Below are 23,781 nucleotides of genomic sequence, written 5' to 3' on the forward strand. Positions count from 1 at the left end.
TTAGTTCGGGATTCGCGCTACCGCAAGCGCTTTTTTGCACGCTACGGCGCATGTCATTGACGCCCATTGTCCCTTGAGGTTCCGTGTGTTCCCATGTGTTCTTGCGGCGCCATCATCTCTCAATGATGTTTTTTAACGCGGCCTTCGCTGCAGCCACTTCGAGTTCGAAAATCTGCGCAGGATGCCGCCGGATTTTAAGACGTCGGCACACGACCTCGCGGCCCGCCTTCCACAGGTAGATCATCTGCAACAGTTCACGGTGGCGCACATGGAGCCGTCGCCAAGCCGCATCGACAACCCTGGCATCGATCGGATCGTACGACCCGCGTCTTTCACGTCCCCAGTTACGAAGACGCTCCTCGAGACTCAATACGTGCATGGTTGCGGAGCGCGGCGCGGCCCTGTCCCGGTTCCGTGGCGATGTACTCCCGCTCGACTGAGCGCCCCGCTGCACAATGTCTTTGACATGGGTCGCCTGGCAGCACCCGCACAACTGCACCCGCGCCGGGGCCACTCCTGTATCGACATGTCGATGGTTGACCAGACCTGGGCGCACTGAACCACCCTGGCCCGGTTCGCGCCGCCGCATCGCCGACATCAACTCCTGTTTGACAGCCGTCATGTGGCACCTCCTGGACTCGTTGAAGGCCTCGACCACATGACCCATTCAAGCCTCGAACCGCCACCGCGGGCAACACCGTCATACCGCGGTGAAATTCCGTCGGAACAGCGCACTGCGATGCTCAACGGCGCCCACTCGGGTGGTCGCGCCGCCGCGTTGATCCGACCTGCCTCTGCGGGTCCGGCCGAATCAAGGAGGCGATGGCCTGCGCACTTCTCGACGCATCACCATTGCGGTGATGTCTCATGCCCAGACGATCGTCAATCGCGAGCGCAATAAGCGTCGATTTGGGTGGGTGTAGCCCGTCGTAATGCTTTGACACATCACGCATGACATCGAACACACCACATAGTGGATCCGTCATGTACGGCAAGCTAACGTCGACACTGTCCTCTGGCATCGACAGTGAACTACCGGAAGCGCGATGCGTGCGAAGCGCCGCAATCTCGCGCCGCAATTCCTTCATTTCGCTTTCCGCACTCGCTCGCCACGCGCCGTATATGGCGACGGTCAGCGCGATACCCTGTTCAAGCAGTTCGACCTGACGATTGCGCCCCTGCAGCCGTCGGGCTAGTCGCCTTGCCTGCTGCTCGGCCAGTTCCAGACGGTGTCGCAGGTCCTCGCCTTCTCTATCCGTTGCCCCGTCGCGTTGTGTGGTTTCAGCTTGCCATTTCTTTTCTTTGTCAGTCACGGTATTGCTCTCACTCAGGAAGTGCGGGGCGGCCACGTTGCTCCCTTTCGTGCCGCGCGTGAGCACGATCCTCGTCTGCTGGCGGGCATTCGCCCCGGACAGCGCCGCCAGCGTTTTTGTCGCACTGGACCCTACGGTTCAGTATCGTCTAAAATAGACGAAATGACTTTTATGTAAACGTATGATATATACCCGGCCGCCTATGTCAATGACCATTGAAGACCGGATCGTCCTGTTGCTGAAAGGGCTTCTGAACGATGACGAGCGTTGGCAGGAATTCGACACTCATGCTGCGGAGCCCATCAGGTCAATATGGACGGCAGTGGACGAATGCGGTCTTGGTGGACATGGTTTCTGGGAGCGCCTCCACGGGTTCACCGGGATTTCCGCTCAACGCTGGCGTAAGGCATTCACTCGCCGTCAGCGGGCCACACCTGACATGATCCAGGCAATGGCGCATGCTTTCCCCCAATATGCATTCTGGATCGCAACCGGGATCACCGACGCCTCCAACGGGCACGTCGCCCCGGCCAACGTCCAGGCATTTCCAGAACGCCTGCACATCGAAGACCCCGCATCGACCCGGTACTTTCGCAAGGCGCTCACCCTGATGCGTCGACTATGCACGGAAGGACGAACAGAAGCCGGCGATGCAGGCCCGCACATTTGTGCGCTGGAGCGCACGCGCGCTGCCGATCACTGGGGGGAAAGCGCGTGGTGCGATGCGGCGTACAGGGTCTCGCGCTCCGAGGAGTACGCCGGACTTGAGGTTCTGTGGCATGAACGCGAGAAGGCACGGCGCCGACGCCTCGTTTCGATCGTTGGCAGGAGGCGCGCGGCAGCACGCGCGACGGCTGCCAGCGGCACACCGCGACGCGCGGAGGCCGCCCTGCGCGCTGACCCGCGGTCATCCCATCAGGAGTGCCGGGACCTGTTCTACCGGCCACCGGCCGACTGCTATCACACACGGTTCGCCCTGGAGATCCTCAATACCGCGCCCTCGGAACTGTCCGTCAGGGAGATGGCCACACTCAAGCAGTGGCTGCAGGACATGCAGGACGATGATCGCCTCACGTTCACGCAATATCTGGAATTTCACGGGCTTGATTGCCATTCGATCACGCCGCCGGCGCCGGGACAAGACCGCTACGCCACGACCGGCCTGACCGACGATGAAATCCGTCGCTTCGTCAGACTGGTCCGTTCTTCCCGTCGGGCGGCCACCCGGGCGGAGACTGTGGCTGCGCGCACCTGACGTCTCTGGTGCCCCCTGGCTCACCTTCAACGCGAGTCACGCCTCAACCTGGCCAACGGGCTCGCTCGATGCAGCGTATCCGAGCTCCCTAAACAACGGCCGGCGTCGATTATGTTTTCTGACCTTGTCGCGAATGCCCGGTACCATCCAGCTTCAGATCACGATCCATCTGCAGGAGGTCGCGTGACGCGAGACGAGCAGTACGTTCAGGCACTCGGCAACATGGAGCGCACGGTCCACCATCTCGCTTCGCGCATCGACCCGCCCGAATGGAGGTTGCACTCCAGATCGGTCTACGGTTTTCGCTACGCTGAAAAAGGCGCCATTCAGGCGATCGTGCAAAAGATGGCCAGGGTGGTGAGCGGACTTCGGGCGGCGCATATCCTCCTCACGCAGGGCTACGCTCAGGAGCACGCCGCGCTCTGCAGAATGGTTGACGAGAGCAGCGAAGACATCACGTTCCTGTCGTTGGGCATGATTCACGGCGAAACGGATCTGCACAAAAGGTTTCTCGAAGATTTTTATCTGGAAGAGTTCGAAGACGCTTCGCGTCCCGCACAAACCAGGATCAAACGGCCGAACACGCCCCGTGACCGTATCCATGCCTACCTGACCTCGAACCCATCCGCCGGCCCCGATCCCAGCTCGTCCAAAGCTATGCTGCAAGCCATTCACAAAACGTTCTCGGGATTCGTGCATGGCGCATCTCCTCACATCATGGAGACGTACGGCGGCCCGCGATCGGCGCTTCGATTTCACATGACAGGGATGCTTGGTACACGACTCTGGCAAGGCTATGCAGACAGTTACTGGAGTTATCTGTACCGCGGCATGAGCTCGTTCCGCATGGTCGCAAAGGCCATCGGTGATGAGCCACGGTTCCGGACGATTCGGGACTACCTCAAAGAATTCGAGCAGACTGCTCCGCAGTAGGCTCGGGCACATGGATCAACCGCGGACATCAACATGATCACGAGCAGCTCGCGTGATGGTCCTCATCGGACTTCAGTTTGACCGCACCGGATGATGTCGCGATAGTGATTTCGTTTCATACTCCTGCAGTGGCTCGGAGCCGAGAGGACCTTGTCCGGAGTCGGGTCGGCGGCAAGGTTATTTTGACGTCCCCGTCAGGTTTGTGAGACCACAGCGCCCCAGTCCTTAAGACTGGCGCCTCCCGCCAACGCGAAGCATTGAAAAATGGGCCCACGTGACCCCAATGCAGGTTGACGGACAACAACCGGATTCGCCTACCCTCAAAAAAAGAGAAGCACTGCTAATCTTCTAGGGCCATGGTGCAAATGACATCGTCCATGTCAGCGCGCTAATGGCCGTCGGAGGGATAAAACATGAGATCCGCGGCGTGGCTGGAACAGCTTGATCCGTTCGACCGGGAAAAGAACCTCCATCTCCTCCAGAAGAAATTTGGCAACCTCGAATTCGGCCGACCCACCGATCCATCTCGTACCGTACGGACCAATCGAAGACGCCGTCCGTCAATGGAAGCTCTGCGAGCATGTGACGTCAGAAACTCGTGACTCTCGTTCCGACGTAAAGATTAGTCGGTGCGCATGAACGCGCCCGAAGTCGCAGCGGGCAAAGCAAGCTTACAGTGGATCGACCACGCAATCTGTCGAACGCATGGCCCGTGATGGGTGGGATGATGGGTGGAAAAAACAAAACCCCCGTAAAACCTTGATTTTACGGGGGTTTTTTCCATCAAATGGCGGAGACGGAGGGATTCGAACCCTCGATCCAGGTTTTGGCCCAGATGCTCCCTTAGCAGGGGAGTGCCTTCGACCTCTCGGCCACGTCTCCCAAACTTTCGGTCGCGCAGGGAGTCAGCGCAACGAAGCCAAGATAATAGCGGCCCGAACCGCGAAGGTCAATGTCTGCGGCACATTTTTTGTGCCAGATTTCTCACCGACGCCGCAATTTGTTCACATTGGCCGCATGGCGCGCCATCGTCGTGCATCGGGCGGCGCGTGGAGCACCGCGTCAGCGCAAACGGGGCACCCTGCACCGCCCTGTTTTGCAAGGGCCCTTATGCGAGGCCCCTTACGGAGACCCATTACGCCTGATCGAGTTCGAAGGCCTTATGCAGCGCGCGCACGGCGAGCTCCATGTACTTCTCGTCGATCAGCACGGAGATCTTGATTTCGGAGGTGGAGATCATCTGGATGTTGATGCCCTCTTCCGACAGCGTGCGGAACATCGTGCTCGCGATACCCACATGCGAGCGCATGCCGACGCCGACCACCGACACCTTCGACACCTTCGGGTCGCCGAGCACCTGCTCGGCCTTCACGTGATCTTTCACCTGACCCGAGAGAATCTCCATGGCGCGCTGATAATCGCCGCGGCCCACGGTGAACGTGAAGGCCGTTTTGCCTTCGACGCTCTGGTTCTGGATGATCATGTCGACGTCGATATTCGCATCCGCCACCGGTCCGAGAATCTGGTAGGCGATGCCCGGCTTGTCGGGTACACCCATCACGGCGATACGTGCTTCGTCGCGCTGAAACGCGATGCCCGAGATGACTGCTTTTTCCATGGTCTCGTCTTCTTCAAAAGTAATCAGGGTGCCCGAAGTCATTTCGGCTTCGAGCGGGATCAGCGGATCGGTCAGGCTCGACAGGACACGCGTCTTCACCTGATATTTGCCGGCGAATTCCACCGAGCGGATCTGCAACACCTTCGACCCCAGGCTGGCCATTTCCAGCATTTCTTCGAACGTCACGCGGTCGAGCCGGCGCGCGCCGTCGACCACGCGCGGGTCGGTGGTGTAGACACCGTCCACGTCGGTATAGATCAAACACTCGTCCGCTTTCAGCGCGGCCGCGACGGCCACAGCCGAGGTGTCCGAACCGCCCCGGCCGAGCGTGGTGATATGGCCGTCCGGATCGATACCCTGGAAGCCGGTGATCACCACTACCTTGCCGGCGTCGAGATCGCGCAACACGCGCTCGCCGTCGATTTCGCTAATGCGCGCCTTGGTGAACGCGCTGTCCGTTTTGATGGGCACTTGCCAGCCGGCGTAGCTGACTGCGTCGACGCCCGCCTCCTGCAGCGCGATGGCCAGCAGCCCCGAGCTGACCTGCTCGCCGGTGGAGGCAATCATGTCGAGCTCGCGTGGGCTCGGCTGGGCCGAAATGTCTTTCGCGAGGCCGAGCAAGCGGTTCGTTTCGCCGGACATCGCCGAAGGCACGACGACCATCTTGTGACCGGCCTTGTGCCATTTCGCGACGCGCTTCGCGACGTTCTTGATGCGCTCGACCGAGCCCATCGAAGTACCGCCGTATTTATGTACGATGAGTGCCATTGTCGTTCTGAACTGGAGAGGTAACCGCGCCGCCGCGCTGGAGACGACCGCACCAAAGCACAAGAGCTCAACGTTTCAGGAACGACGGCGAAGTGTGAAGGATGGCGGCGTAGATGCAGCGCACGTGCAGCACGCGCGGATTTGCCCGCGAGGAATCGCCAAAGGCCGCTGGCTGGCGGCTCCCCGGTGGCTTATGGTCGCCGGGAAACACAGGAAACGGCCGGAAAACAGCAAAAGCGCATCAAAATGACGGCAATAGCGGCTTCGGGCAAACAAGTTAAATTACCCGATCGGACGCAAAAAGACAAGCCGCAATCCCGGCAATGCGTGTTGCAAAGGCTTGTGCGCAAAGGCGTTGCGCGCGGATTCGAGGTTTCGTCGTTTGTCGCGCGGCGGCGTTTCAGGGCGAACTTGCCGGTGTCCGACCGGTCGGTCAGCCACGCGACCCGATTCGAAGCGGAGCAAGCCGGACCAGTTCAGGCGAGCAGCAGATCTTCGCGCCAATCGATTCGTACAAAGCGCGCGTGCGGCGCCAGGGCTTGCGCCGCCCCCTCCTCCATCAGGACCGCCCGGTTCACGCCGAGCAGCGGCACAAACAGTAGCGTATCGCCGGCGAAGAGCAGCGGCACGTCGCGCTTCCAGGCCGGCACGCCTCTTTCCTGGAAGAGGTTTTTCAATGTCCGCGCAGGCCCCTCGGCGCGCGTATGCATGCGCTCGCCGCCGCCGCGCGAGCGGGCAGTGAGAAGCGCTGTGCTGAGAAGCGTAACCGGAACGGTGTCCGGATCGCCCGCGGCTGCCTCGGCAAACACGAAGGTGCCACGCCATTGCGGCAAGCGCCAGATTGATTCGCCGTGCCAGGCAAGCTGGCTGACGGCACGCGCGACGAGCGCGGTTTCGTCGGCGGGTTCAGCGCTGTCGCCCGCTTCCCAATAGATCTCGTCCCGATAGCTGCGCAGCGCCTCGCCCGCATGATCGACGCGCAGGTTGTGAGCGTCGCTTACTTCGCGCAGTTGCCGCAAGGCGTCGGTGAGGCGCGCGGTGGATGCCGCAGGCAAGCCCAGTGAACGCATCCAGAAACGCAACAGGTTCAGCGCGCGCTCGTCGTCGAGTACGAGCAGGGCCGCACGCGAAAGCACGCGGCCCGCGTCGCGCGCGGCGGTTTGCATGTCGAGGCGCGCGAGGTCGTCCAGCAGCCGTTGCGCTGATGCCGCGTGGCCCGCGGTGCGCGCCAGGGCGTCACGAAAGCCTGGAAAATGGACTGCCAGCGCCGGCATCACATCATGACGCAATGCGTTGCGCGCATAGCGGGTGTCCGCGTTCGATTCGTCGTCGACCCACGTCAGTTTTCGCTCTGCCGCGTACTGCTCGAGCTGGGCGCGCAACAGATGCAGCAGTGGCCGCACGCGCGTCACGGTAGCGCCGGCCGGCAAGTACCCGGCGGCCATCGCCGCGAGACCGGCGAGCCCCGCGCCGCGCAGTAATTGCAGCAGAACCGTTTCGGCCTGGTCGTCGGCATGTTGCGCGAGCCAGAGCGTGGTTGCGCCGTGCTGCGCGCACAACGCGTCGAGCGCGCGGTAACGCGCTTCGCGCGCGGCGGCCTCCACGCTCACGCCTCGCTCGCGCACGACTTCCACGCGCTGCGCCGCGAACGCAATGCCACGCACGCGCGCAAACGCCTCGCAATGCGCGAGCCATTCGTCAGCATGAGGACTGAGACCGTGATGAACATGCAGCGCAATGCAACGCGACGGCCCCGCGACGCGAGCCGCGGCGTCGAGCAGAACGCTGGAATCGATGCCGCCGCTGAACGCGACCGCAATGCGCGCGTCTGTCGCGTGACCAGAAAGAGCCGCGCGCGAAGGCGAGGAAGATGCAGCAGACGCCGCGGACAACGCCGCGCCGACCGCGTCGAGAACGAGGCGGTCGGCGGAAGAGTCGGCGGTGTGAGTCACGATGACGAGGCGCGGAGCGCCCTTGAGTAGAGAAAACGCGCCGGCTTATGCGCCCGGCGTGGTTTCCTTGAACTTGCCGTATGCCATCAACCGTTCGAAACGGCGTTGGCGCAGATCCGGAATGCTCATGCCCTGGAACTGACGCAGCGAATCGGCCAGCGCACGGCGCAGCATGGCCGCCATGCCCTTCGGATCGCGATGCGCGCCGCCGAGCGGCTCGTTGACGATCTTGTCGATCAGGCCGAGCGCCTTCAGACGATGCGCCGTGAGACCGAGCGCTTCAGCTGCTTCCGGCGCCTTCGCGGCGCTCTTCCACAGGATCGATGCGCAGCCTTCCGGCGAGATCACCGAATAGGTCGAGAATTGCAGCATCAACACGCTGTCGCCCACGGCGATGGCGAGCGCGCCGCCCGAGCCGCCTTCGCCGATGATCGTGGAAATGATCGGCGTCTTCAGTTCGGCCATCACGTACAGATTGCGGCCAATGGCTTCCGACTGACCGCGTTCTTCCGCGCCGATGCCAGGATAAGCGCCCGGCGTATCGATAAACGTGAAGATCGGCAGGCCAAACTTCTCGGCGAGGCGCATCAGCCGTTCGGCCTTGCGATAGCCTTCCGGACGCGGCATGCCGAAGTTGCGCAGCGACCGTTCCTTGGTGTCGCGCCCCTTCTGATGGCCGATCACCATGCAGGACTGGCCGTTGAAACGCGCAAAGCCGCCGACGATCGCGAGGTCGTCCGCGAAGGACCGGTCGCCATGCAGTTCGTGGAAATCGGTGAACAGTTCGGCCACGTAATCGAACGTGTACGGACGCTGCGGATGACGGGCAATTTGCGAAACCTGCCACGGGCTCAGGTTGGCGTACAGATCTTTAGTGAGCTGCTGACTCTTCTTGGACAACCGCTCGATTTCTTCCGAGATATCGACGGCCGAATCGTCCTGCACGAAGCGCAATTCTTCGATCTTCGCTTCGAGTTCAGCGATTGGCTGCTCGAAATCCAGAAAAGTGGTCTTCATTGGTTTTAATCCTTGGACTTACCAGGCAGCGCGTATTCTAACCGCGACCGCCGCTGTCAAAACCCCCTCAAAACTATCGGATGATCAAAACCGATAGTCTCAAAGCAGCATCACATCAGACGTGGTCAGTAATCGACCGGCAACGGATCCAGACTACGCCACATATACCAGGTTGCGACCGTTCGCCACGGCTCCCAGTTCGCGGCCACTTCGCGTGCTTCGCTGCGCGTCACCGGTTCGCCGCTGAAATAATTGACGCTGATGGCGCGGATCAGGCCGAGGTCGTCGAGCGGCAGGACGTCCGGCCGCGACAGATTGAAGATGAGAAACATCTCCGCGGTCCAGCGGCCGATGCCGCGAATCTGCGTGAGCTCGGCAATCACCGCCTCGTCTTCCATCGAGGTCCACTTGCCCACGTGCAAGGCGCCGGAGACGAAGTGCTCGGCGAGATCGAGGATGTACTCGGCCTTGCGTTTGGACAGACCGCACGCCATCAGCTTGTCCTGACCGAGCTTGATGAACTGCTGCGGCACGAGCTTCGGACAGGCGCTTTCCACCCGCCGCCACGCCGCCTGCGCCGACGGCACGGAGACCTGCTGCCCCACCACGGAACGCGCGAGCGTGACGAACGGATCGCCGCGGCTCATCAGATGCACCGGACCGAATTTCGGAATCAGTTTCTTGAGGATGCGGTCGCGCTTGACGAGATCGGCGCAGGCCTTGTCCCAGTAGTCCGGGCGCATGACTTCCGGCGCGAGGCCGCCAACCTGCGCCGCCACGGGTGCATCGGCGTCGTCGAGTACCCGCGTTTTGCGGACGACTTCGCCTTCATGCAGATCGTCGCGCGCGAGTTCCTGCGCATCGTCGGTCAGTTCGGCCGGCACCGCACCATTGCCGGTATGACTTTTCTGCCGCGCGACACGCGAGACGCGCGCCACGCGCGATGCCTTGGCGCCCTTCACCAGCTTCGGCGCATGCGCGGAAGCACCGTTGAGCGCGCGCTGCACGGTGGACTTTTTTGCGGTACTGCCCGTCTTGCCGGCGGCCTCGGCCGTTGCCGGCGACGCTTTTGCGGCGCTACCGCCCTTCGCGCGCGTCGATTTCACTGCGGCTGCCGCGCCTGTTTTAGACGCGGCGCGTTTAGCCGGCGTCTTCGTGGCCGTTGCCATCCTGCCTCCTGCCTGGCGAGTCGATCAAAGGGAAATACGAGGTGCGCTCACACGCGCCGCCACTCGGTCAACCCGCCGGGTTTGTCTTCAAGTGCAACGCCAGCCTCGAGCAATTCGGCCCGAATCCGGTCTGCTGCCGCATAGTCCTTCGCCTGCTTGGCGGCCACGCGCGCGGCGATCTGCGCTTCGATCGCGGCGGCATCGAGCGCGCCTTCACTTGCGCTGCCCGCAGCCTGTTGCAGGAACGCACGCGGCTCACGGCCGAGCAGTCCGATGATGCGCGCAAGCGCGCGCAGTTGCCGGGCCAGCGCGGCATCGCGCGTGCGGTTCACCTCACTTGCCAACTCAAACAGCACCGCCACTGCGACGGGCGTGTTGAAGTCGTCGTTCATCGCTGCCCGAAAACGTTGCGCGTGCGCCTCGTTCCAGTCGAGTCCGGCCGCGTCCGGCGTCACGTCTTTTAACGACGTGTACAGGCGCGTGAGCGCGTTGCGGGCGTCGTCGATATGCGTGTCGCTATAGTTCAGCGGCGAGCGATAATGCGCGCGCGCGATAAAAAAGCGCACCACTTCGGCGTCGTACTGCGCGAGCACTTCGCGGATCGTAAAGAAGTTGCCGAGCGACTTCGACATCTTCTCATTGTCGATCTGCACGTAGCCGTTGTGCATCCAGTAATTGACAAACGTTTGACCTGTCGCACCTTCGCTTTGCGCGATTTCGTTTTCGTGGTGCGGAAACTGCAGGTCTTGCCCGCCGCCATGAATGTCGAAATGCTCGCCGAGCAATGTGCAGCCCATGGCCGAGCATTCGATGTGCCAACCCGGACGCCCGCGGCCGTACTTCGAGTCCCAACCCGTGTCTGCAGGCTCATCGGGCTTGGCCTGTTTCCACAGGACAAAATCGAGCGGATCCTGCTTGGCGTCGTTGGCCGCCACGCGCTCGCCGGCGCGCAGGTCTTCGAGCGACTTACCCGACAGCTTGCCGTAGCCAGAAAATTTGCGCACGGCATAATTCACGTCGCCGTCGCTGCCCTGATAAGCGTAGCCATTCGCCTCAAGGGCCTCGATCATGCCGAGCATCTGCGGAATGTAGTCCGTGGCGCGCGGTTCGAGATCGGGGCGTTCGATGCCGAGCGCGTCCGCGTCTTCATGCATCGCCTTGATGAAACGATCGGTTAGCGACTTGATCGTCTCACCGTTTTCGACGGCGCGGCGAATGATCTTGTCGTCGATATCGGTAATATTGCGCACGTACGTCACGTTGTAGCCGAGCGTGCGCAGCCAGCGTTGCGCGATGTCGAACACAACCATCACGCGTGCATGACCGATATGACAATAGTCGTACACCGTCATGCCGCAGACGTACATCCGCACGACGCCTTCTTGCAGCGGCACGAAAGTTTGCTTGTCACGCGCGAGCGTGTTGTAGATGCGCAGTGATTCCATAGAGACGATGCGTGGGCCGAAAGAAACCGCAATGTGTTTCGTGCGCGCCGTGCCCGCTGCAGACAAAACGGCGATGGCGGGTATGGCGCATACAACGGCAGCAAACCGGCGCATCTGGTGCGGCGGTCAGGCTGCGATCATGGCGGAGACGACCACGAGTGGCGAAAAGACAGTCTGTGGTTCAACGGAACGCGCAGACCTTTTGTTAGAATGGGTCGGAGTATAACATCCAGACCTGAGCCTATGAAACCTTCCAGCGGCCGCGCGCGAAGCGCCGCGACCCTCGCCGCGACGGCCCTGTGCGGCCTCGCCGTCACGCTGATGCCGGGCGTCGCCGCCTACGCGCAAAAGGCGCCCGTCATCGCGCAAGGCCCCGCCGTGCGTGACGACACGCCGGAAATCGACAGTTCGATCGCGCAGAAAAACTGGAACGCCGCGCTCAAGCAACTCGACACCCGCATTGCCGCGAATCCACGCGACGCGCAGGCGCAATTCAAGCGCGCCACGGTGCTCGCGCACCTGAATCGCGACGACGAAGCGATCAGCGCGTTCGTGGCGCTCACGCAAACCTATCCGGAATTGCCCGAGCCGTACAACAACCTGGCGGCGCTCTACGCGAAGCACGGCCGCTATACGGAAGCACGCGAAGCGCTCGAAACGGCCACCAAGGCGAATCCCAACTACGGCCTCGCTTACGAAAATCTCGGCGACCTGTATCTGCGCCTTGCCGACTCGGCCTACCAGCGCGCGCACGATCTCGGCCAGGCCACCGGCCCAACGCAGCAGCGCCTCGACGACATCCAGAAAATCATCTCGCCGCCGAAAAGCGCCGGGAAGCCGGTGAAAAAAGTCGCCGCGCCGGAGGATGACTACACGAACCGCGCCACCTCGAACCTCACCACTTCACCGAACTTCCAGTTCGGTGGTCCGACCGGTTCGCTTGCCGTGCCGCCGTATATGGCGCCGTCGCAATAAGCTCGCTCATCGTTCACGTTTTTTTCCACCCTGAGGATCTTCATGAAATGGTTGATGCTGGCGCTCGGTAGCGCCGCCCTGATCGCGAACGCACCCGCATTTGCACAGTCCGCCACGCCGGCGACGCACCCGTCCGTCCTCTTCAAGACCACGGACGGCGACATCCGCGTCGAGCTGTATCCCGAGAAGGCTCCGAAGACCGTCGCGAACTTCCTCGACTACGTGAAATCCGGCCAGTACAGCGGCACGATTTTTCACCGCGTCATCCCCGGCTTCATGATCCAGGGCGGCGGCTTCACGCAGACCTACGCGGAAAAGCCGACGCGCGCGCCGATCCCGCTTGAGAGCCGTAACGGCCTGAAGAACGAAGTGGGCGCCATTGCGATGGCGCGCACGAGCGATCCGGATTCGGCGACGGCGCAATTCTTCATCAACACGGCGAACAACGTGGGCCTCGACTATCCAGGCCAGGACGGCAACGGTTACGCCGTGTTCGGCAAGGTGACGTCGGGCCTCGACGTCGTGAAGAAGATCGAAGCCACGCCGACCACCACGCGTGGCCCGATGGCCGACGTGCCGCAAACGCCGATCGTGATCGAATCGGCCACCATCGTCAGCAAGTAAACTAGCAGGTGCACGCCCCGGCGATCCAGGCGGTCGCCGCCCCTTGCACCTTCATGCCCCAGCGCGGCCCCATCCATGCGATGCGCCGCGCCTTCCACCCACCTGTCCCGCAAAGGATTCCATCATGGTCGAACTGCACACGAATCACGGCGTCATCAAACTCGAACTCGACGCTGAGAAAGCGCCGAAGTCGGTTGAGAATTTCCTCAACTACGTGAAGGCCGGTCACTACGACAACACGGTGTTCCACCGCGTGATCGACGGCTTCATGATCCAGGGCGGCGGTTTCGAACCCGGCATGAAGCAAAAGCCGACCGAAGCGCCGATCACCAACGAAGCGAACAATGGCTTGAAGAACGTCAACGGTTCCGTCGCCATGGCGCGCACCAACGACCCGCATTCGGCGACCGCGCAATTCTTCATCAACGTCAACGACAACGACTTCCTGAACCACTCGTCGCCGACGCCGCAAGGCTGGGGTTACGCCGTGTTCGGCAAGGTGGTCGAGGGTCTCGACATCGTCGAAAAAATCAAGAAGGTGAAGACCGGTTCGAAGGGCTTCCATCAGGACGTGCCGGCCGACGACGTGATCATCGAAAAAGCGGTGATCGTCGAGTAATCAGGCCTTCTTCGATGCTGCAAGAAACGCCGCTGCGAAGCGTCGCTGCGGGCGTGCCGGGTGAGGGCAAACGCCCGCACGGGGCACGCCCGTGGTTTTTTATCTCGGACCTGCATCTGAGCGAGGCGATCCCGCATACGGTCGCCGCGTTCGAACACTTCATCCGCGTCACCGCTGAAGAGGCCGATTCCGTTTTCATTCTCGGCGATCTGTTCGAGTACTGGATCGGCGACGACATGCTCGGCGAGCCGTTCGTCGCGCGCATGGCGGCCTTACTGCATACGCTGTCCGAGCGCGGCATCGCGCTTTACATCATGCATGGCAACCGCGACTTTCTTCTCGGCAAGCGCTTCATGAAAGCGGCCGGGGCGATCTGGTTACCCGATCCGTTTGTCATCACCGCATTCGGCATGCGCATCACCCTCGCGCACGGCGACGCGCTCTGCACCGCGGACCGCGCGTACCTGCGCTTTCGCCGTTTCGCGCGCCTTCGTCTCGCCCAGATGCTGTTTCTCGCCTGGCCGTTCAGATGGCGCCAGGCATTGGCTCAACGGATGCGTTCGGCAAGCCAGGAAGGCCGCTCGCGGCCGGTCTCGCCCAAGTATGACGCGACGCCTGAAGGGATCGCTGCATTGTTCAGGGATAGCGGCACCATGACGATCGTGCACGGCCACACGCACCGGCCGGCCCGTCATCGCGAACCCGGCGGCACGCGTTGGGTCCTGCCCGACTGGGATCTCGACCACGGCGAGCACCGTGGCGGCTATCTGCGCGTCGATGCCGAAGGGCTCAGGGCTCTGCCGCTCGACTAACGGGCTAGCCGATTAACCAGCCTCAAACAGCTGCGCCTAGCGTTCGACCGCGACCTCTTCCACTTTTCCCGCAATCGCCGCCGACAAACGACGCAAATCGAGCAGCGCCGCGTCCGCGCCTTGCAGCGCTTCGAGACTGGTGCCGAGCCGCTCGAACGCGGCGACGATTTCGTCGATGCGCTGCGACTGCGTCGCGGCATGATCGATCAAACCATGGATGGCGAGCGACACCGGATCGTCCGCATTCGGCGTAATGCCATACGCGCAGAAACCGCTGCGCTGCGGCGCGCGCTTCGCATCGCAACCGGCCGTTGAGGTTGGCGTGACGGACGCCGCCGCCGGCACGATCACGCGCGCCGGATTGCCCACCGCCGTGCCGCCCGCCGGCACCGGCTTGACGACCACCGCGTTCGAACCGATCTTGGCCTCCGCGCCGATCGTGAAGCCGCCGAGCACCTTGGCGCCCGCGCCGACGATCACACCGCGTTCGAGCGTGGGATGCCGCTTGGCCCCGCGCGTAAGCGAGGTGCCGCCGAGCGTGACCCCCTGGTAGATGGTGCAATCGTCACCGATTTCCGCGGTCTCGCCGACAACCACGCCCATGCCGTGATCGATAAACACGCGGCGGCCGACCGTTGCGCCCGGATGGATCTCGATGCCGGTCAGAAAGCGCGCCAGTTGCGACACGAAACGCGCAAGCCAGCGGCGTTTGGCGCGCCACAAGGCATGCGCGAGCCGATGCAGGACCAGCGCGTGCAGGCCCGGATAGCACGTGAGCACTTCCCAGGCGCTGCGGGCGGCGGGATCGCGCTCGCGGATCGTGGCGATGTCTTCGCGAAGTCTCGTGAACATGGCAGTGACGCTTTGATAGGGACGGAAAACCGCCGCAGCCTCGCGGCGCACGGCGGCAGGCCGCCGGTTAGCAGACCGGCAGCTTTGCTTATGAGGTTTCGAGGAATTGTAGGGCGATTGCGGCAAACCTGCCGGATGCCCCCGTTACCGGCAAGGTCGTCGCAGCGAGGAGCGAAGATGAGGCGCCCGGCCGGCCAGCGCGTCACCGGGGCGGCAAGTCCGGCAGATGGCGCGCGGGACCCAGGCTCAGGGCGTGCCGTCGCCCGATTGCCTGAGCTTCAGCAGAATGTGCTTGGCAATGCCGCGCACGATATTGACCTCTTCGCGCTCCAGCCCGGAACGGGCGAACAGGCGCCGCAGACGCGACATCAGCTTCTTCGGGTTGGCCGGATCGAGAAACTCGAGTGCCACCAGCGCGCTTTCCAGATGCGCATACATGCCTTCGATATCGTCGCTCGGCGCGAGCGACCCGGCCGCCGCGCCCTGCCCCTCGACGCCGCCACTGCCGCCCGCGGAAGGGCTCGCCGCGACGCCAAGACCGAGATACGCCATGCGCAGCTCGTATGCCAGCACCTGCACGGCCTGCGCCAGATTGAGCGAACTGTAGGCCGGATTGGCCGGAATATGCGCGAGCACACTGCAGCGCTCGACGTCCTCGTTCGACAAGCCGGTGCGCTCGTTGCCGAACACCAGTGCGATATCGCCATGCACCGCGTGCTCGCGCGCATGCGTGGCCGCGGCACGCGGCACGAGCTGGGGCGGCCCATATTCACGCGAGCGCGCCGTCAGCGCCACCGACCACGCCACGCCGTTGAGCGCGTCCGCCAGGGTCGGCACGATGTGGGCGCCGGCCAGCACGTCGTCGGCGCCGCTCGCCATGGCGAGCGCTTCGGGATCGGACTGGACGTGCGGCACGCGCGGCGCGACCAGCACGAGACGCGAAAAACCCATGGTCTTCACCGCGCGCGCAGCCGCCCCGACATTGCCGGGATGACTGGGCTCGACGAGCACGAAGCGGGTCGACGTAAAGCCGCCGCGCACGGGCGCCGCGCTGTCCGGCCCGCAGGTTTCAGAGGAAGACGCGGAGGACGAAGCCGGCGAATCGGGATTGTGGGGGTTGGCCACGATAAAAATAGGGAGCTAAAGAACCCCTATGTTAGCGCCAACCGCGCCGGTCATCCTAACCGCCTAGCACGGCGCGCTGCCGGAGAAGCCCGGAGTCGGGTAAAATCACGCCTATTCGCGCCGTTTTCGGACGAGCGCCTCGTTCTTATTCAATTCGTCTCCGTCGACGGAACGCCTGTCAAGCGGTCGTTCCGTGTTGTTTCAGCTGCGCTGTCGCAACTGTTCAGCTTATTTTCAGCTCATTACCGGTAAGCAGCCGCGCTGCCCCGGCACAAGGATCCAGGCTCATGCATCCCATGCTCAACATCGCCGTCAAGGCCGCCCGCCGCGCCGCGCAGATCATCAACCGGGCGTCGCTCGACCTCGATCTCGTCCAGGTCAGCAAGAAACAGCACAACGATTTCGTCACGGAGGTCGACAAGGCATCGGAAGCCGCGATCATCGACACGCTGAAGACCGCCTATCCCGATCATGCCATCCTCGCCGAAGAATCCGGCAAGTCGGACAACGAGTCCGAATACCAGTGGATCATCGACCCGCTCGACGGCACCACCAACTTCATCCACGGCTTCCAGTATTACTGCGTCTCCATCGCGCTGGCCCATAAGGGCATCGTGACGCAGGCCGTCGTGTACGACCCGAACCGCAACGACCTGTTCACCGCCTCGCGCGGCCGCGGCGCGTTCCTGAACGACCGCCGCATCCGCGTGGGCCGCCGTGACCGTCTCGCCGACGGCCTGATCGGCACGGGCTTCCCGTTCCGCGAAACCGACGGCCTCGAAGCCTACGGGCGTCTGTTCAAGGAAATGACCGAAGCCTGCGCCGGCCTGCGCCGCCCAGGCGCCGCCGCGCTCGATCTGGCGAACGTCGCCGCGGGCCGTCTGGACGGCTTCTTCGAACAGGGCCTGCACGCATGGGACATGGCCGCCGGCAGCCTGCTGATCACCGAAGCGGGCGGCCTGGTGGGCAACTACACGGGCGATTCGGACTTCCTGCACATCGGCGAGATCGTGGCGGGCAATCCGAAGCTGTACGCCCAGATGGTGCCGATCCTGTCGCGCTACAGCCGCACGAAGCAAGCGGCGGCGTAAGACTGCCTCGGGTAGCAAGCGGCTTCGGCCGCTTTTTTATTGGCTTCGACGTGTGGCGCGATGCGCCGCCAGCAGACAGTCTGCAGCGCCGCATGCCCGGGCAGCGACACACCGCCTCTGCATGCGCCGCCGCTTCATGCTACAAAGCGACAGGCCGCGCGCGATCCTCCTGTGCCATCTTCGCCGCGCCGCTCGTCCACGCTGTCATCCTTTCCAGATTTCCGGCGCGAGATCCCGCGCAGCATCCCGAACTGCTTAATGAAAAAAGGCTTCTATACGATCATCGCAGCGCAGTTCGTGTCGTCGCTGGCCGACAATGCCCTGCTGATCGCGGCAATCGCCCTGCTCTCGGTCATCCGCTCCGCTGCCTGGGTCACGCCACTGCTGCAGATCTTCTTCACGGTCTCCTACGTGCTGCTGGCGCCGTTCGTCGGCGCGTTCGCGGACGCGCTGCAAAAACGCCATGTGATGTTCGTCTCGAACGCGCTGAAGGCAAGCGGCTGCCTGATGATGATTGCCGGCGTGCATCCGATGATCGCCTACGGCGTGGTCGGCTTCGGCGCGGCGGCGTATTCGCCTGCCAAATACGGCATCCTGACCGAATTGCTGCCGGCCGACCGGCTGGTCGCGGCCAACGCGTGGCTCGAATCGGCTACGGTGCTCTCCACCATCGTCGGCACCATGATCGGCGGCGCGCTCATCAGCACTTACGCGGCCAACTTCGTCGCCCACGCGCATCTGCCATTGATCCGCTCCGCAGCCGATCTGGCGATGCTCGCCGTGATGCTCACCTATGCGATCGCGGCCGCCATCAACGTGGGGATTCCCGATACCGGCGCACGCTATCCGAACCGTCTCAAGGAGCCGAAGAAACTGGTCGGCGATTTCACGCATTGCTTCAACGTGTTGTGGTCCGACAAGCTCGCACAGATCGCGCTATGGGTCACCACGCTGATGTGGGGCGGCGCGGTGACGCTGCAACTGTTGGTGCTCAAATGGGCCGACGTGAACCTCGGCCTGTCGCTCTCGAAAGCGGCGGTCATGCAGGGCATCACGGGACTTGGCATCGCGGTCGGCGCGGCGGCGGCCGCGACGCTGGTGCCGCTGCGCAGTTCGCTGAAAGTGCTGCCAATCGGCATCATTACGGGCGCGGTCGCGATCGGCATGGCGTTTTATAACAAGGGGCTGTTTCCGGCGGGCATGGGCATTCGGGTCGGCCCGCTCGTGGCGCCCATCTATATCGTGCTGGCCTATCCGCTGATGATCCTGCTCGGCGCGCTATCGGGCTTTTTCATCGTGCCGATGAATGCGCTGTTGCAGCATCGCGGCGCCACGCTGCTTTCGGCCGGCCACTCCATCGCGGTGCAAAACTTCAACCAGAATCTCGCAGTACTGCTGATGCTGGGACTGTACGCGCTGATGCTCACGGCCAGGCTGCCGGTGCCGTGGATCATCGTCGTGTTCGGGTCCTTCATTACCTTCATGATGTGGATGGCGCAGCGCCGCAGCCAGACGAATGCGCGCACCGTCAACGTCGACGCCATGCTCAAGGAATAAGCACGCGGGCGAGTGCGGGCCTGGCCGGATGGACAATCGGCGCGGATTGGCCATCCGGCCAGGTTCGCGGCGCGCGGCAACGGGTTAAACTCACGCCCTGAACAGCTAACGCAAGAAGACACTCAGGATGGGCATTCAAACCGCAGCGGCCAGCGACGTCGCACAGCACACGCCGATGATGCAGCAGTATTTGCGCATTAAAGCGGATCATCCGGGCACGCTCGTGTTCTACCGGATGGGCGATTTCTACGAGCTGTTTTTCGACGACGCGGAAAAAGCCGCGCGCCTGCTCGATCTCACGCTGACGCAGCGTGGCGCGTCGGCCGGCAACCCGATCAAGATGGCGGGCGTGCCGCATCACGCAGTCGAACAATATCTCGCCAAGCTCGTGAAGCTCGGCGAGTCGGTCGCAATCTGCGAACAGATCGGCGACCCGGCTACATCGAAAGGACCGGTCGAACGCAAGGTCGTGCGCGTCGTCACGCCAGGCACTCTGACAGACGCCGCGCTGCTGTCCGACAAGAACGACGTCTATCTGCTCGCGGTGTGCGTCGGCCATAACCGGCGCGGCGTCGCCACCAACGTCGGCCTCGCGTGGCTCAACCTGGCAAGCGGCGCCCTGCGTCTCGCGGAAGTCGCGCCTGACCAGGCTGCCGCCGCGCTGGAACGGATCCGCCCGGCCGAAATTCTCGTCGCCGACGTGAATGCCGACGCCGCCACGTGGTCGCCGCCCGCCAATTCCGGCGCGCTGACCCGCGTGCCCGTGTGGCACTTCGACGTCGCCTCCGGCACGCAACGCCTGTGCGATCAGATGGATGTGGCCAGCCTCGACGGTTTCGGCGCGCACTCGCTGTCAAGCGCGTGCGGCGCCGCCGGCGCCCTGCTGCTGTACGCGGCCGCGACGCAGGGGCAGCAATTGCGCCACGTGCGCAGCCTCAAGGTGGAGTACGAATCCGAATATATTGGGCTCGACCCCGCCACGCGCCGCAACCTCGAACTCACCGAGACGCTGCGCGGCACCGAAAGCCCCACGCTGTGCTCGCTGCTCGACACCTGCTGCACCACCATGGGCAGCCGCCTGCTGCGCCACTGGCTGCATCATCCGCCACGTGAGGCCGCGTTTGCCCAGGCGCGCCAGCAAGCCATCGGCGCATTGCTCGACGCGCCGCCTGCGGCGAGCGTCGACACCTTGCGCAGCGCGCTGCGGCAGATCTCCGACATCGAACGGATCACCGGGCGTCTCGCCTTGCTGTCCGCACGTCCGCGCGACCTGTCGAGCCTGCGCGATACCTTCATCGCATTGCCCGAATTGCGCACGCTGCTGTCCGCCGTGACCGGCGCGGCCGATTCCCTCGCGCGCATCGACGCGGCACTCGAGCCGCCCGCGCCCTGCGTCGACCTGCTGAAGCTGGCGGTGGCGCCGGAACCGGCGGCGATGGTGCGCGACGGCGGCGTGATCGCCCGCGGCTACGACGCCGAACTCGACGAATTGCGCGACATCTCCGAGAACTGCGGGCAGTTCCTGATCGACCTGGAAACGCGCGAGCGGGCCCGCACCGGCATTGGCAATCTGCGGGTCGAATACAACAAGGTGCATGGCTTCTATATCGAAGTCACGCGCGGCCAGACCGACAAGGTGCCGGACGACTATCGGCGCCGTCAGACCTTGAAAAACGCCGAGCGCTATATCACACCGGAGTTGAAGACCTTCGAGGACAAGGCCCTGTCGGCGCAGGAACGGGCGCTGGCACGCGAACGCCTGCTCTACGACGCGTTGCTGCAGGCGCTGCTGCCCTTCCTCGCCGACTGCCAGCGGGTGGCAACCGCGCTCGCGGAACTGGATCTGCTGGCCGCGTTCGCCGAGCGGGCGCGGGCGCTCGACTGGGTCGCGCCGTCGTTCTCTCCGGATGGCGGCATCGAGATCGAACAGGGACGGCATCCGGTAGTGGAGGCGCAGGTCGAACAGTTCATCGCCAACGACTGCACGCTGAGCCCCGAGCGCAAGCTGCTGTTGATCACCGGTCCGAACATGGGCGGCAAGTCCACCTTCATGCGCCAGACCGCCCTGATCGCATTGATGGCTTATGTGGGCAGCTACGTGCCGGCGCGGCGCGCCTCGTTCGGCCCGATCGATCGCATCTTCACGCGGATCGGCGCCGCCGACGATCTGGCCGGCGGCCGTTCCACCTTTATGGTGGAAATGACGGAAGCCGCCGCGATCCTCAACGACGCGACGCCGCAAAGCCTCGTGCTGATGGACGAGATCGGCCGGGGCACGTCGACCTTCGACGGCCTCGCGCTTGCATGGGCCATCGCGCGTCATCTGCTCTCGCATAACGGCTGCCATACGCTGTTCGCCACGCACTACTTTGAGCTGACGCAACTGCCGGCGGAATTTCCGCAAGCGGCTAACGTGCATCTCTCGGCGGTCGAGCATGGTCACGGCATCGTGTTTCTGCATGCGGTCAACGAGGGACCGGCGAACCAGAGTTATGGCTTGCAGGTGGCGCAACTCGCCGGTGTGCCGACTGCCGTGATCCGCGCGGCGCGCAAGCATCTGGCGCATCTCGAACAGCAATCGGCAGGGCAGCCCGCGCCGCAGCTCGATCTGTTCTCGGCGCCCCTGATGCTGCAGGACGCCGAGGACGATCACGACGGCGCCCCGGCCGCCCCCGCCTTGAGCGCGTCCGAAGAGACGCTGCTCACACGTCTGCGCGCGCTCGATCCCAACGAGTTACGGCCGCGCGATGCGCTGGACCTGCTCTATGAGCTACACAACCTGGCCACTGCGCAGGATGCAGATCATTGACCGGCACCGCAACCCACAATCGCCGCGCAGGCTGTGCGCGGTGCTCGTGTGCGTGCTCGTTCAGGCGCTGACGGCAGGGATCTCACAACAGGCGCAGGCTGCGCCGGCCGCGCGCTATACCTTCGCGGTCATCGCCGGCACCTTGCAAAGCCCCGCTGACGAGGCGCCCACCCAGCGCCTGATCGACGCGATCGGCCGTAGCCGCAACGTGTCGTTCATCGTCTACGACGGCAATCTGCGGGGCGCGAAGGAAACCTGCGGCGACGCGCTGTACGAGCGGCGTCAATCGCTGCTCGAAGCGGCACGTCCGGCTCTGATCTTCATTCCAGGCCAGCACGACTGGACCGATTGCGGTACGGCTGAAGCGGGCAGCTTCGACGCGGTGGAACGGCTCGATCAGTTGCGGCAGACGCTGTTCGCGGATCCGTCCTCGCTGGGACAAAACCCGCTCTCACTCACGCGCGAGAGTGAAGTGTCGCGCTTTCGGCCGTATCGGGAAAACGTGCGCTGGCAACTCGGCGACACGGTGTTCATCGGCCTGAACGCGCCGGACCCGAACAATCATTATCTAACCGCCGGTGGCCGCAACGGCGAGTTCGAAGACCGCGTCGTCGCCAATGCATTCTGGCTCGAACATGCGGCGGAATATGCGAAGCGGCGCGACGCGCGCGCGATCGTGATTTTTATTCAGGGCGACCTCGACCCCGAACGCTATGAACGACCGGATCGTTTCGCCTGGCTGCGCTTCGCGCGCAACTCGCGTCGCGACGGCTTTCTGGAACTCAAGCGCAGCCTCGTCAAGGTTGCGCAGATATTTCACGGCCCGGTGGTGCTGATTCATTGCGACGACCAGCGTGCAACCGGTGGCTTCGTAATCGACCAGCCGTTACGCAATGACAAAGGGGAAGTGGTGACGAATCTCACGCGGATCGCCATTGCGCCGCGTGACCGTCTTGATCAATGGATTCAGATTGAAGCGGATATGGCGCGCCGGCCGCCGTTTCGCGTCAGTGTGCGCGACGTACCGAAGAACCTGCCGCTCCTGCCGGTGCAATTGAATCCGGCGGCGCAGCCAGCCGTACAACCCACGCCGGCATCGGACGAGAACCCGCCCGCGTTGTCCGCGCCGCCTGCGCTGAATCAGTCGCTGAACCCGGCGTCGAATCTGCCGCCATTGCTGCCCGCCATGCCGCAACCGGAAACGCCCTCTGATGGACTGTCCAGCACGCCGGTTGAAGGCGGCGCGGCGCCGTCCACGAATAGCGCGCCAGCCACGCCCAACAGCCCAGCCAGTTCAGTGCAGCGTGGGCCCTGAGGGTTCTTCGTCGCCTTCGTCGTCATCCTCGTCGAGCACTTCCAGACCATCCGCGCCGTGGGCGTGTTCGTGCTGGATTTCGTCTTCGGTGGCCGGGCGCACGTCTTTGACCGTCAGTGCAAAACGCAGCGCCATGCCGGCGAGAGGATGGTTGCCGTCGAGCACGACCTTGTCTTCCGCAACGTCCGTCACGACGTAGACCAGCGAATCGATGTCCTCGTCGCCCTCTTCCGGCGTGCCTTCGAATTGCATGCCGACTTCGAGCGGCTCCGGGAAACGGGTACGCGGCTCGATCTTCACCAGGTCGGGATCGTATTCGCCGAACGCGTCCTGCGGTTCCAGCTGGATCTGGGTCTCGAAACCAGCCTCATGGCCGTCGAGCTCTTCCTCGATCTTGGGGAACGTGCCATCATAGCCGCCGTGCAGATAGACCATCGGCTCGTCGCTTTCTTCAATCAGGTTGCCCTGCGCATCCGACAGCTTGTAAGCGACCGACACGACGGTGTTCTTTGCAATTTTCATTCGATTCTCC

The 23,781-nt window shown here is 63.4% G+C and carries 20 protein-coding genes and 1 tRNA gene; 10 read left to right on the plus strand and 11 right to left on the minus strand.

From position 1 onward, the window contains the following. Positions 1 to 112: 112 nt before the first annotated feature. Together FQ755_RS38230 and FQ755_RS18835 are read right to left on the minus strand one after the other, a co-directional pair. On the minus strand, positions 113 to 622 hold the full coding sequence (locus FQ755_RS38230; RefSeq protein ID WP_260858701.1) for a hypothetical protein: 510 nt from the start codon (positions 620 to 622) through the stop codon (positions 113 to 115). 121 nt (positions 623 to 743) lie between these two features. Then, on the minus strand, positions 744 to 1,379 hold the full coding sequence (locus tag FQ755_RS18835; RefSeq protein WP_144156332.1) for a hypothetical protein: 636 nt from the start codon (positions 1,377 to 1,379) through the stop codon (positions 744 to 746). 142 nt (positions 1,380 to 1,521) lie between these two features. On the opposite strand from FQ755_RS18835, the gene FQ755_RS18840 reads away from it, so the two are divergent. Both FQ755_RS18840 and FQ755_RS18845 read left to right on the plus strand, forming a co-directional pair. After that, positions 1,522 to 2,568: a hypothetical protein gene (locus FQ755_RS18840; RefSeq protein ID WP_144156333.1), complete on the plus strand. Its 1,047-nt coding sequence runs from the start codon at positions 1,522 to 1,524 to the stop codon at positions 2,566 to 2,568. Between the two features lie 183 nt (positions 2,569 to 2,751). Next, entirely contained in the window at positions 2,752 to 3,501 is a 750-nt protein-coding gene (locus FQ755_RS18845; protein WP_260858702.1) for a hypothetical protein, read from the plus strand. A gap of 788 nt (positions 3,502 to 4,289) precedes the next feature. Here FQ755_RS18845 and FQ755_RS18850 read toward each other — a convergent pair. From FQ755_RS18850 to cysS, 6 genes are all read right to left on the minus strand, one after another. Further along, positions 4,290 to 4,383: transfer RNA gene (locus FQ755_RS18850), tRNA-Ser, on the minus strand. 253 nt (positions 4,384 to 4,636) lie between these two features. Next, positions 4,637 to 5,887, minus strand: a complete 1,251-nt coding sequence (locus tag FQ755_RS18855) for an aspartate kinase (RefSeq protein ID WP_144156334.1) — start codon at positions 5,885 to 5,887, stop codon at positions 4,637 to 4,639. 476 nt (positions 5,888 to 6,363) lie between these two features. After that, positions 6,364 to 7,839, minus strand: coding sequence for a tRNA lysidine(34) synthetase TilS (gene tilS / locus FQ755_RS18860; RefSeq protein ID WP_144156335.1), 1,476 nt, complete (start codon positions 7,837 to 7,839; stop codon positions 6,364 to 6,366). A 45-nt stretch (positions 7,840 to 7,884) separates the two neighbouring features. Further along, complete coding sequence (locus FQ755_RS18865) at positions 7,885 to 8,856, minus strand: acetyl-CoA carboxylase carboxyltransferase subunit alpha (protein ID WP_144156336.1); 972 nt, start codon at positions 8,854 to 8,856, stop codon at positions 7,885 to 7,887. A gap of 125 nt (positions 8,857 to 8,981) precedes the next feature. After that, complete coding sequence (locus FQ755_RS18870) at positions 8,982 to 10,025, minus strand: DNA-3-methyladenine glycosylase family protein (protein WP_144156337.1); 1,044 nt, start codon at positions 10,023 to 10,025, stop codon at positions 8,982 to 8,984. 47 nt (positions 10,026 to 10,072) lie between these two features. Then, the gene (gene cysS / locus FQ755_RS18875; protein WP_144156338.1) at positions 10,073 to 11,470 is read right to left on the minus strand and encodes a cysteine--tRNA ligase; all 1,398 of its coding nucleotides are present in this window, start codon (positions 11,468 to 11,470) and stop codon (positions 10,073 to 10,075) included. A 243-nt stretch (positions 11,471 to 11,713) separates the two neighbouring features. Here cysS and FQ755_RS18880 point away from each other — a divergent pair, with 243 nt between their 5' ends. The 4 genes from FQ755_RS18880 to FQ755_RS18895 all read left to right on the plus strand — a co-directional run bounded on the left by FQ755_RS18880 (position 11,714) and on the right by FQ755_RS18895 (position 14,500). Continuing rightward, a complete protein-coding gene (locus tag FQ755_RS18880) occupies positions 11,714 to 12,445 on the plus strand; it encodes a tetratricopeptide repeat protein (RefSeq protein WP_144156339.1) in 732 nt (243 codons plus the stop codon). A 42-nt stretch (positions 12,446 to 12,487) separates the two neighbouring features. Beyond that, a complete protein-coding gene (locus tag FQ755_RS18885) occupies positions 12,488 to 13,069 on the plus strand; it encodes a peptidylprolyl isomerase (protein WP_144156340.1) in 582 nt (193 codons plus the stop codon). A gap of 124 nt (positions 13,070 to 13,193) precedes the next feature. Beyond that, positions 13,194 to 13,688, plus strand: a complete 495-nt coding sequence (locus FQ755_RS18890) for a peptidylprolyl isomerase (RefSeq protein ID WP_144156341.1) — start codon at positions 13,194 to 13,196, stop codon at positions 13,686 to 13,688. Positions 13,689 to 13,702: 14 nt separating this feature from the next. Continuing rightward, positions 13,703 to 14,500, plus strand: coding sequence for a UDP-2,3-diacylglucosamine diphosphatase (locus tag FQ755_RS18895; protein ID WP_144156342.1), 798 nt, complete (start codon positions 13,703 to 13,705; stop codon positions 14,498 to 14,500). 36 nt (positions 14,501 to 14,536) lie between these two features. On the opposite strand, the gene cysE is transcribed toward FQ755_RS18895, so the two are convergent. Together cysE and FQ755_RS18905 are read right to left on the minus strand one after the other, a co-directional pair. Continuing rightward, entirely contained in the window at positions 14,537 to 15,352 is an 816-nt protein-coding gene (cysE, locus tag FQ755_RS18900) for a serine O-acetyltransferase (protein WP_144156343.1), read from the minus strand. 246 nt (positions 15,353 to 15,598) lie between these two features. After that, the gene (locus FQ755_RS18905) at positions 15,599 to 16,486 is read right to left on the minus strand and encodes an RNA methyltransferase (RefSeq protein WP_409937533.1); all 888 of its coding nucleotides are present in this window, start codon (positions 16,484 to 16,486) and stop codon (positions 15,599 to 15,601) included. A gap of 278 nt (positions 16,487 to 16,764) precedes the next feature. On the opposite strand from FQ755_RS18905, the gene FQ755_RS18910 reads away from it, so the two are divergent. The 4 genes from FQ755_RS18910 (at position 16,765) to FQ755_RS18925 (ending at position 23,249) form a co-directional block, all read left to right on the plus strand. Further along, entirely contained in the window at positions 16,765 to 17,568 is an 804-nt protein-coding gene (locus FQ755_RS18910; protein ID WP_144156344.1) for an inositol monophosphatase family protein, read from the plus strand. Positions 17,569 to 17,826: 258 nt separating this feature from the next. Next, on the plus strand, positions 17,827 to 19,125 hold the full coding sequence (lplT, locus tag FQ755_RS18915) for a lysophospholipid transporter LplT (RefSeq protein ID WP_144156345.1): 1,299 nt from the start codon (positions 17,827 to 17,829) through the stop codon (positions 19,123 to 19,125). 127 nt (positions 19,126 to 19,252) lie between these two features. Beyond that, positions 19,253 to 21,934 carry a DNA mismatch repair protein MutS gene (gene mutS, locus FQ755_RS18920; RefSeq protein ID WP_144156346.1) on the plus strand — a complete coding sequence of 894 codons (2,682 nt, stop codon included), beginning with the start codon at positions 19,253 to 19,255 and terminating at the stop codon, positions 21,932 to 21,934. Further along, positions 21,921 to 23,249, plus strand: a complete 1,329-nt coding sequence (locus FQ755_RS18925; RefSeq protein ID WP_260858772.1) for a hypothetical protein — start codon at positions 21,921 to 21,923, stop codon at positions 23,247 to 23,249. Before mutS ends, FQ755_RS18925 begins: the two co-directional genes overlap by 14 nt. Here the strand turns inward: FQ755_RS18925 and FQ755_RS18930 are convergent. Then, positions 23,229 to 23,771, minus strand: a complete 543-nt coding sequence (locus FQ755_RS18930; protein WP_074264206.1) for a peptidylprolyl isomerase — start codon at positions 23,769 to 23,771, stop codon at positions 23,229 to 23,231. The genes FQ755_RS18925 and FQ755_RS18930 overlap by 21 nt on opposite strands. Positions 23,772 to 23,781: the final 10 nt, after the last annotated feature.

Source organism: Paraburkholderia sp. BCC1885, assembly GCF_900996235.1.
In the GTDB taxonomy this organism is placed as follows: Bacteria; Pseudomonadota; Gammaproteobacteria; order Burkholderiales; family Burkholderiaceae; genus Paraburkholderia.

Excerpts from the sequence above, each read along its gene's own strand:
- FQ755_RS18870 (WP_144156337.1), bottom strand. The coding sequence starts at position 10,025 with ATGGCAACGGCCACGAAGACGCCGGCTAAACGCGCCGCGTCTAAAACA.
- lplT (WP_144156345.1), top strand. The coding sequence starts at position 17,827 with ATGAAAAAAGGCTTCTATACGATCATCGCAGCGCAGTTCGTGTCGTCG.
- FQ755_RS18880 (WP_144156339.1), top strand. The coding sequence starts at position 11,714 with ATGAAACCTTCCAGCGGCCGCGCGCGAAGCGCCGCGACCCTCGCCGCG.
- FQ755_RS18865 (WP_144156336.1), bottom strand. The coding sequence starts at position 8,856 with ATGAAGACCACTTTTCTGGATTTCGAGCAGCCAATCGCTGAACTCGAA.
- FQ755_RS18895 (WP_144156342.1), top strand. The coding sequence starts at position 13,703 with ATGCTGCAAGAAACGCCGCTGCGAAGCGTCGCTGCGGGCGTGCCGGGT.
- FQ755_RS18885 (WP_144156340.1), top strand. The coding sequence starts at position 12,488 with ATGAAATGGTTGATGCTGGCGCTCGGTAGCGCCGCCCTGATCGCGAAC.
- FQ755_RS18890 (WP_144156341.1), top strand. The coding sequence starts at position 13,194 with ATGGTCGAACTGCACACGAATCACGGCGTCATCAAACTCGAACTCGAC.
- FQ755_RS18840 (WP_144156333.1), top strand. The coding sequence starts at position 1,522 with ATGACCATTGAAGACCGGATCGTCCTGTTGCTGAAAGGGCTTCTGAAC.
- FQ755_RS18925 (WP_260858772.1), top strand. The coding sequence starts at position 21,921 with ATGCAGATCATTGACCGGCACCGCAACCCACAATCGCCGCGCAGGCTG.
- cysE (WP_144156343.1), bottom strand. The coding sequence starts at position 15,352 with ATGTTCACGAGACTTCGCGAAGACATCGCCACGATCCGCGAGCGCGAT.
- FQ755_RS18855 (WP_144156334.1), bottom strand. The coding sequence starts at position 5,887 with ATGGCACTCATCGTACATAAATACGGCGGTACTTCGATGGGCTCGGTC.
- mutS (WP_144156346.1), top strand. The coding sequence starts at position 19,253 with ATGGGCATTCAAACCGCAGCGGCCAGCGACGTCGCACAGCACACGCCG.
- cysS (WP_144156338.1), bottom strand. The coding sequence starts at position 11,470 with ATGGAATCACTGCGCATCTACAACACGCTCGCGCGTGACAAGCAAACT.
- FQ755_RS38230 (WP_260858701.1), bottom strand. The coding sequence starts at position 622 with ATGACGGCTGTCAAACAGGAGTTGATGTCGGCGATGCGGCGGCGCGAA.
- FQ755_RS18930 (WP_074264206.1), bottom strand. The coding sequence starts at position 23,771 with ATGAAAATTGCAAAGAACACCGTCGTGTCGGTCGCTTACAAGCTGTCG.
- FQ755_RS18910 (WP_144156344.1), top strand. The coding sequence starts at position 16,765 with ATGCATCCCATGCTCAACATCGCCGTCAAGGCCGCCCGCCGCGCCGCG.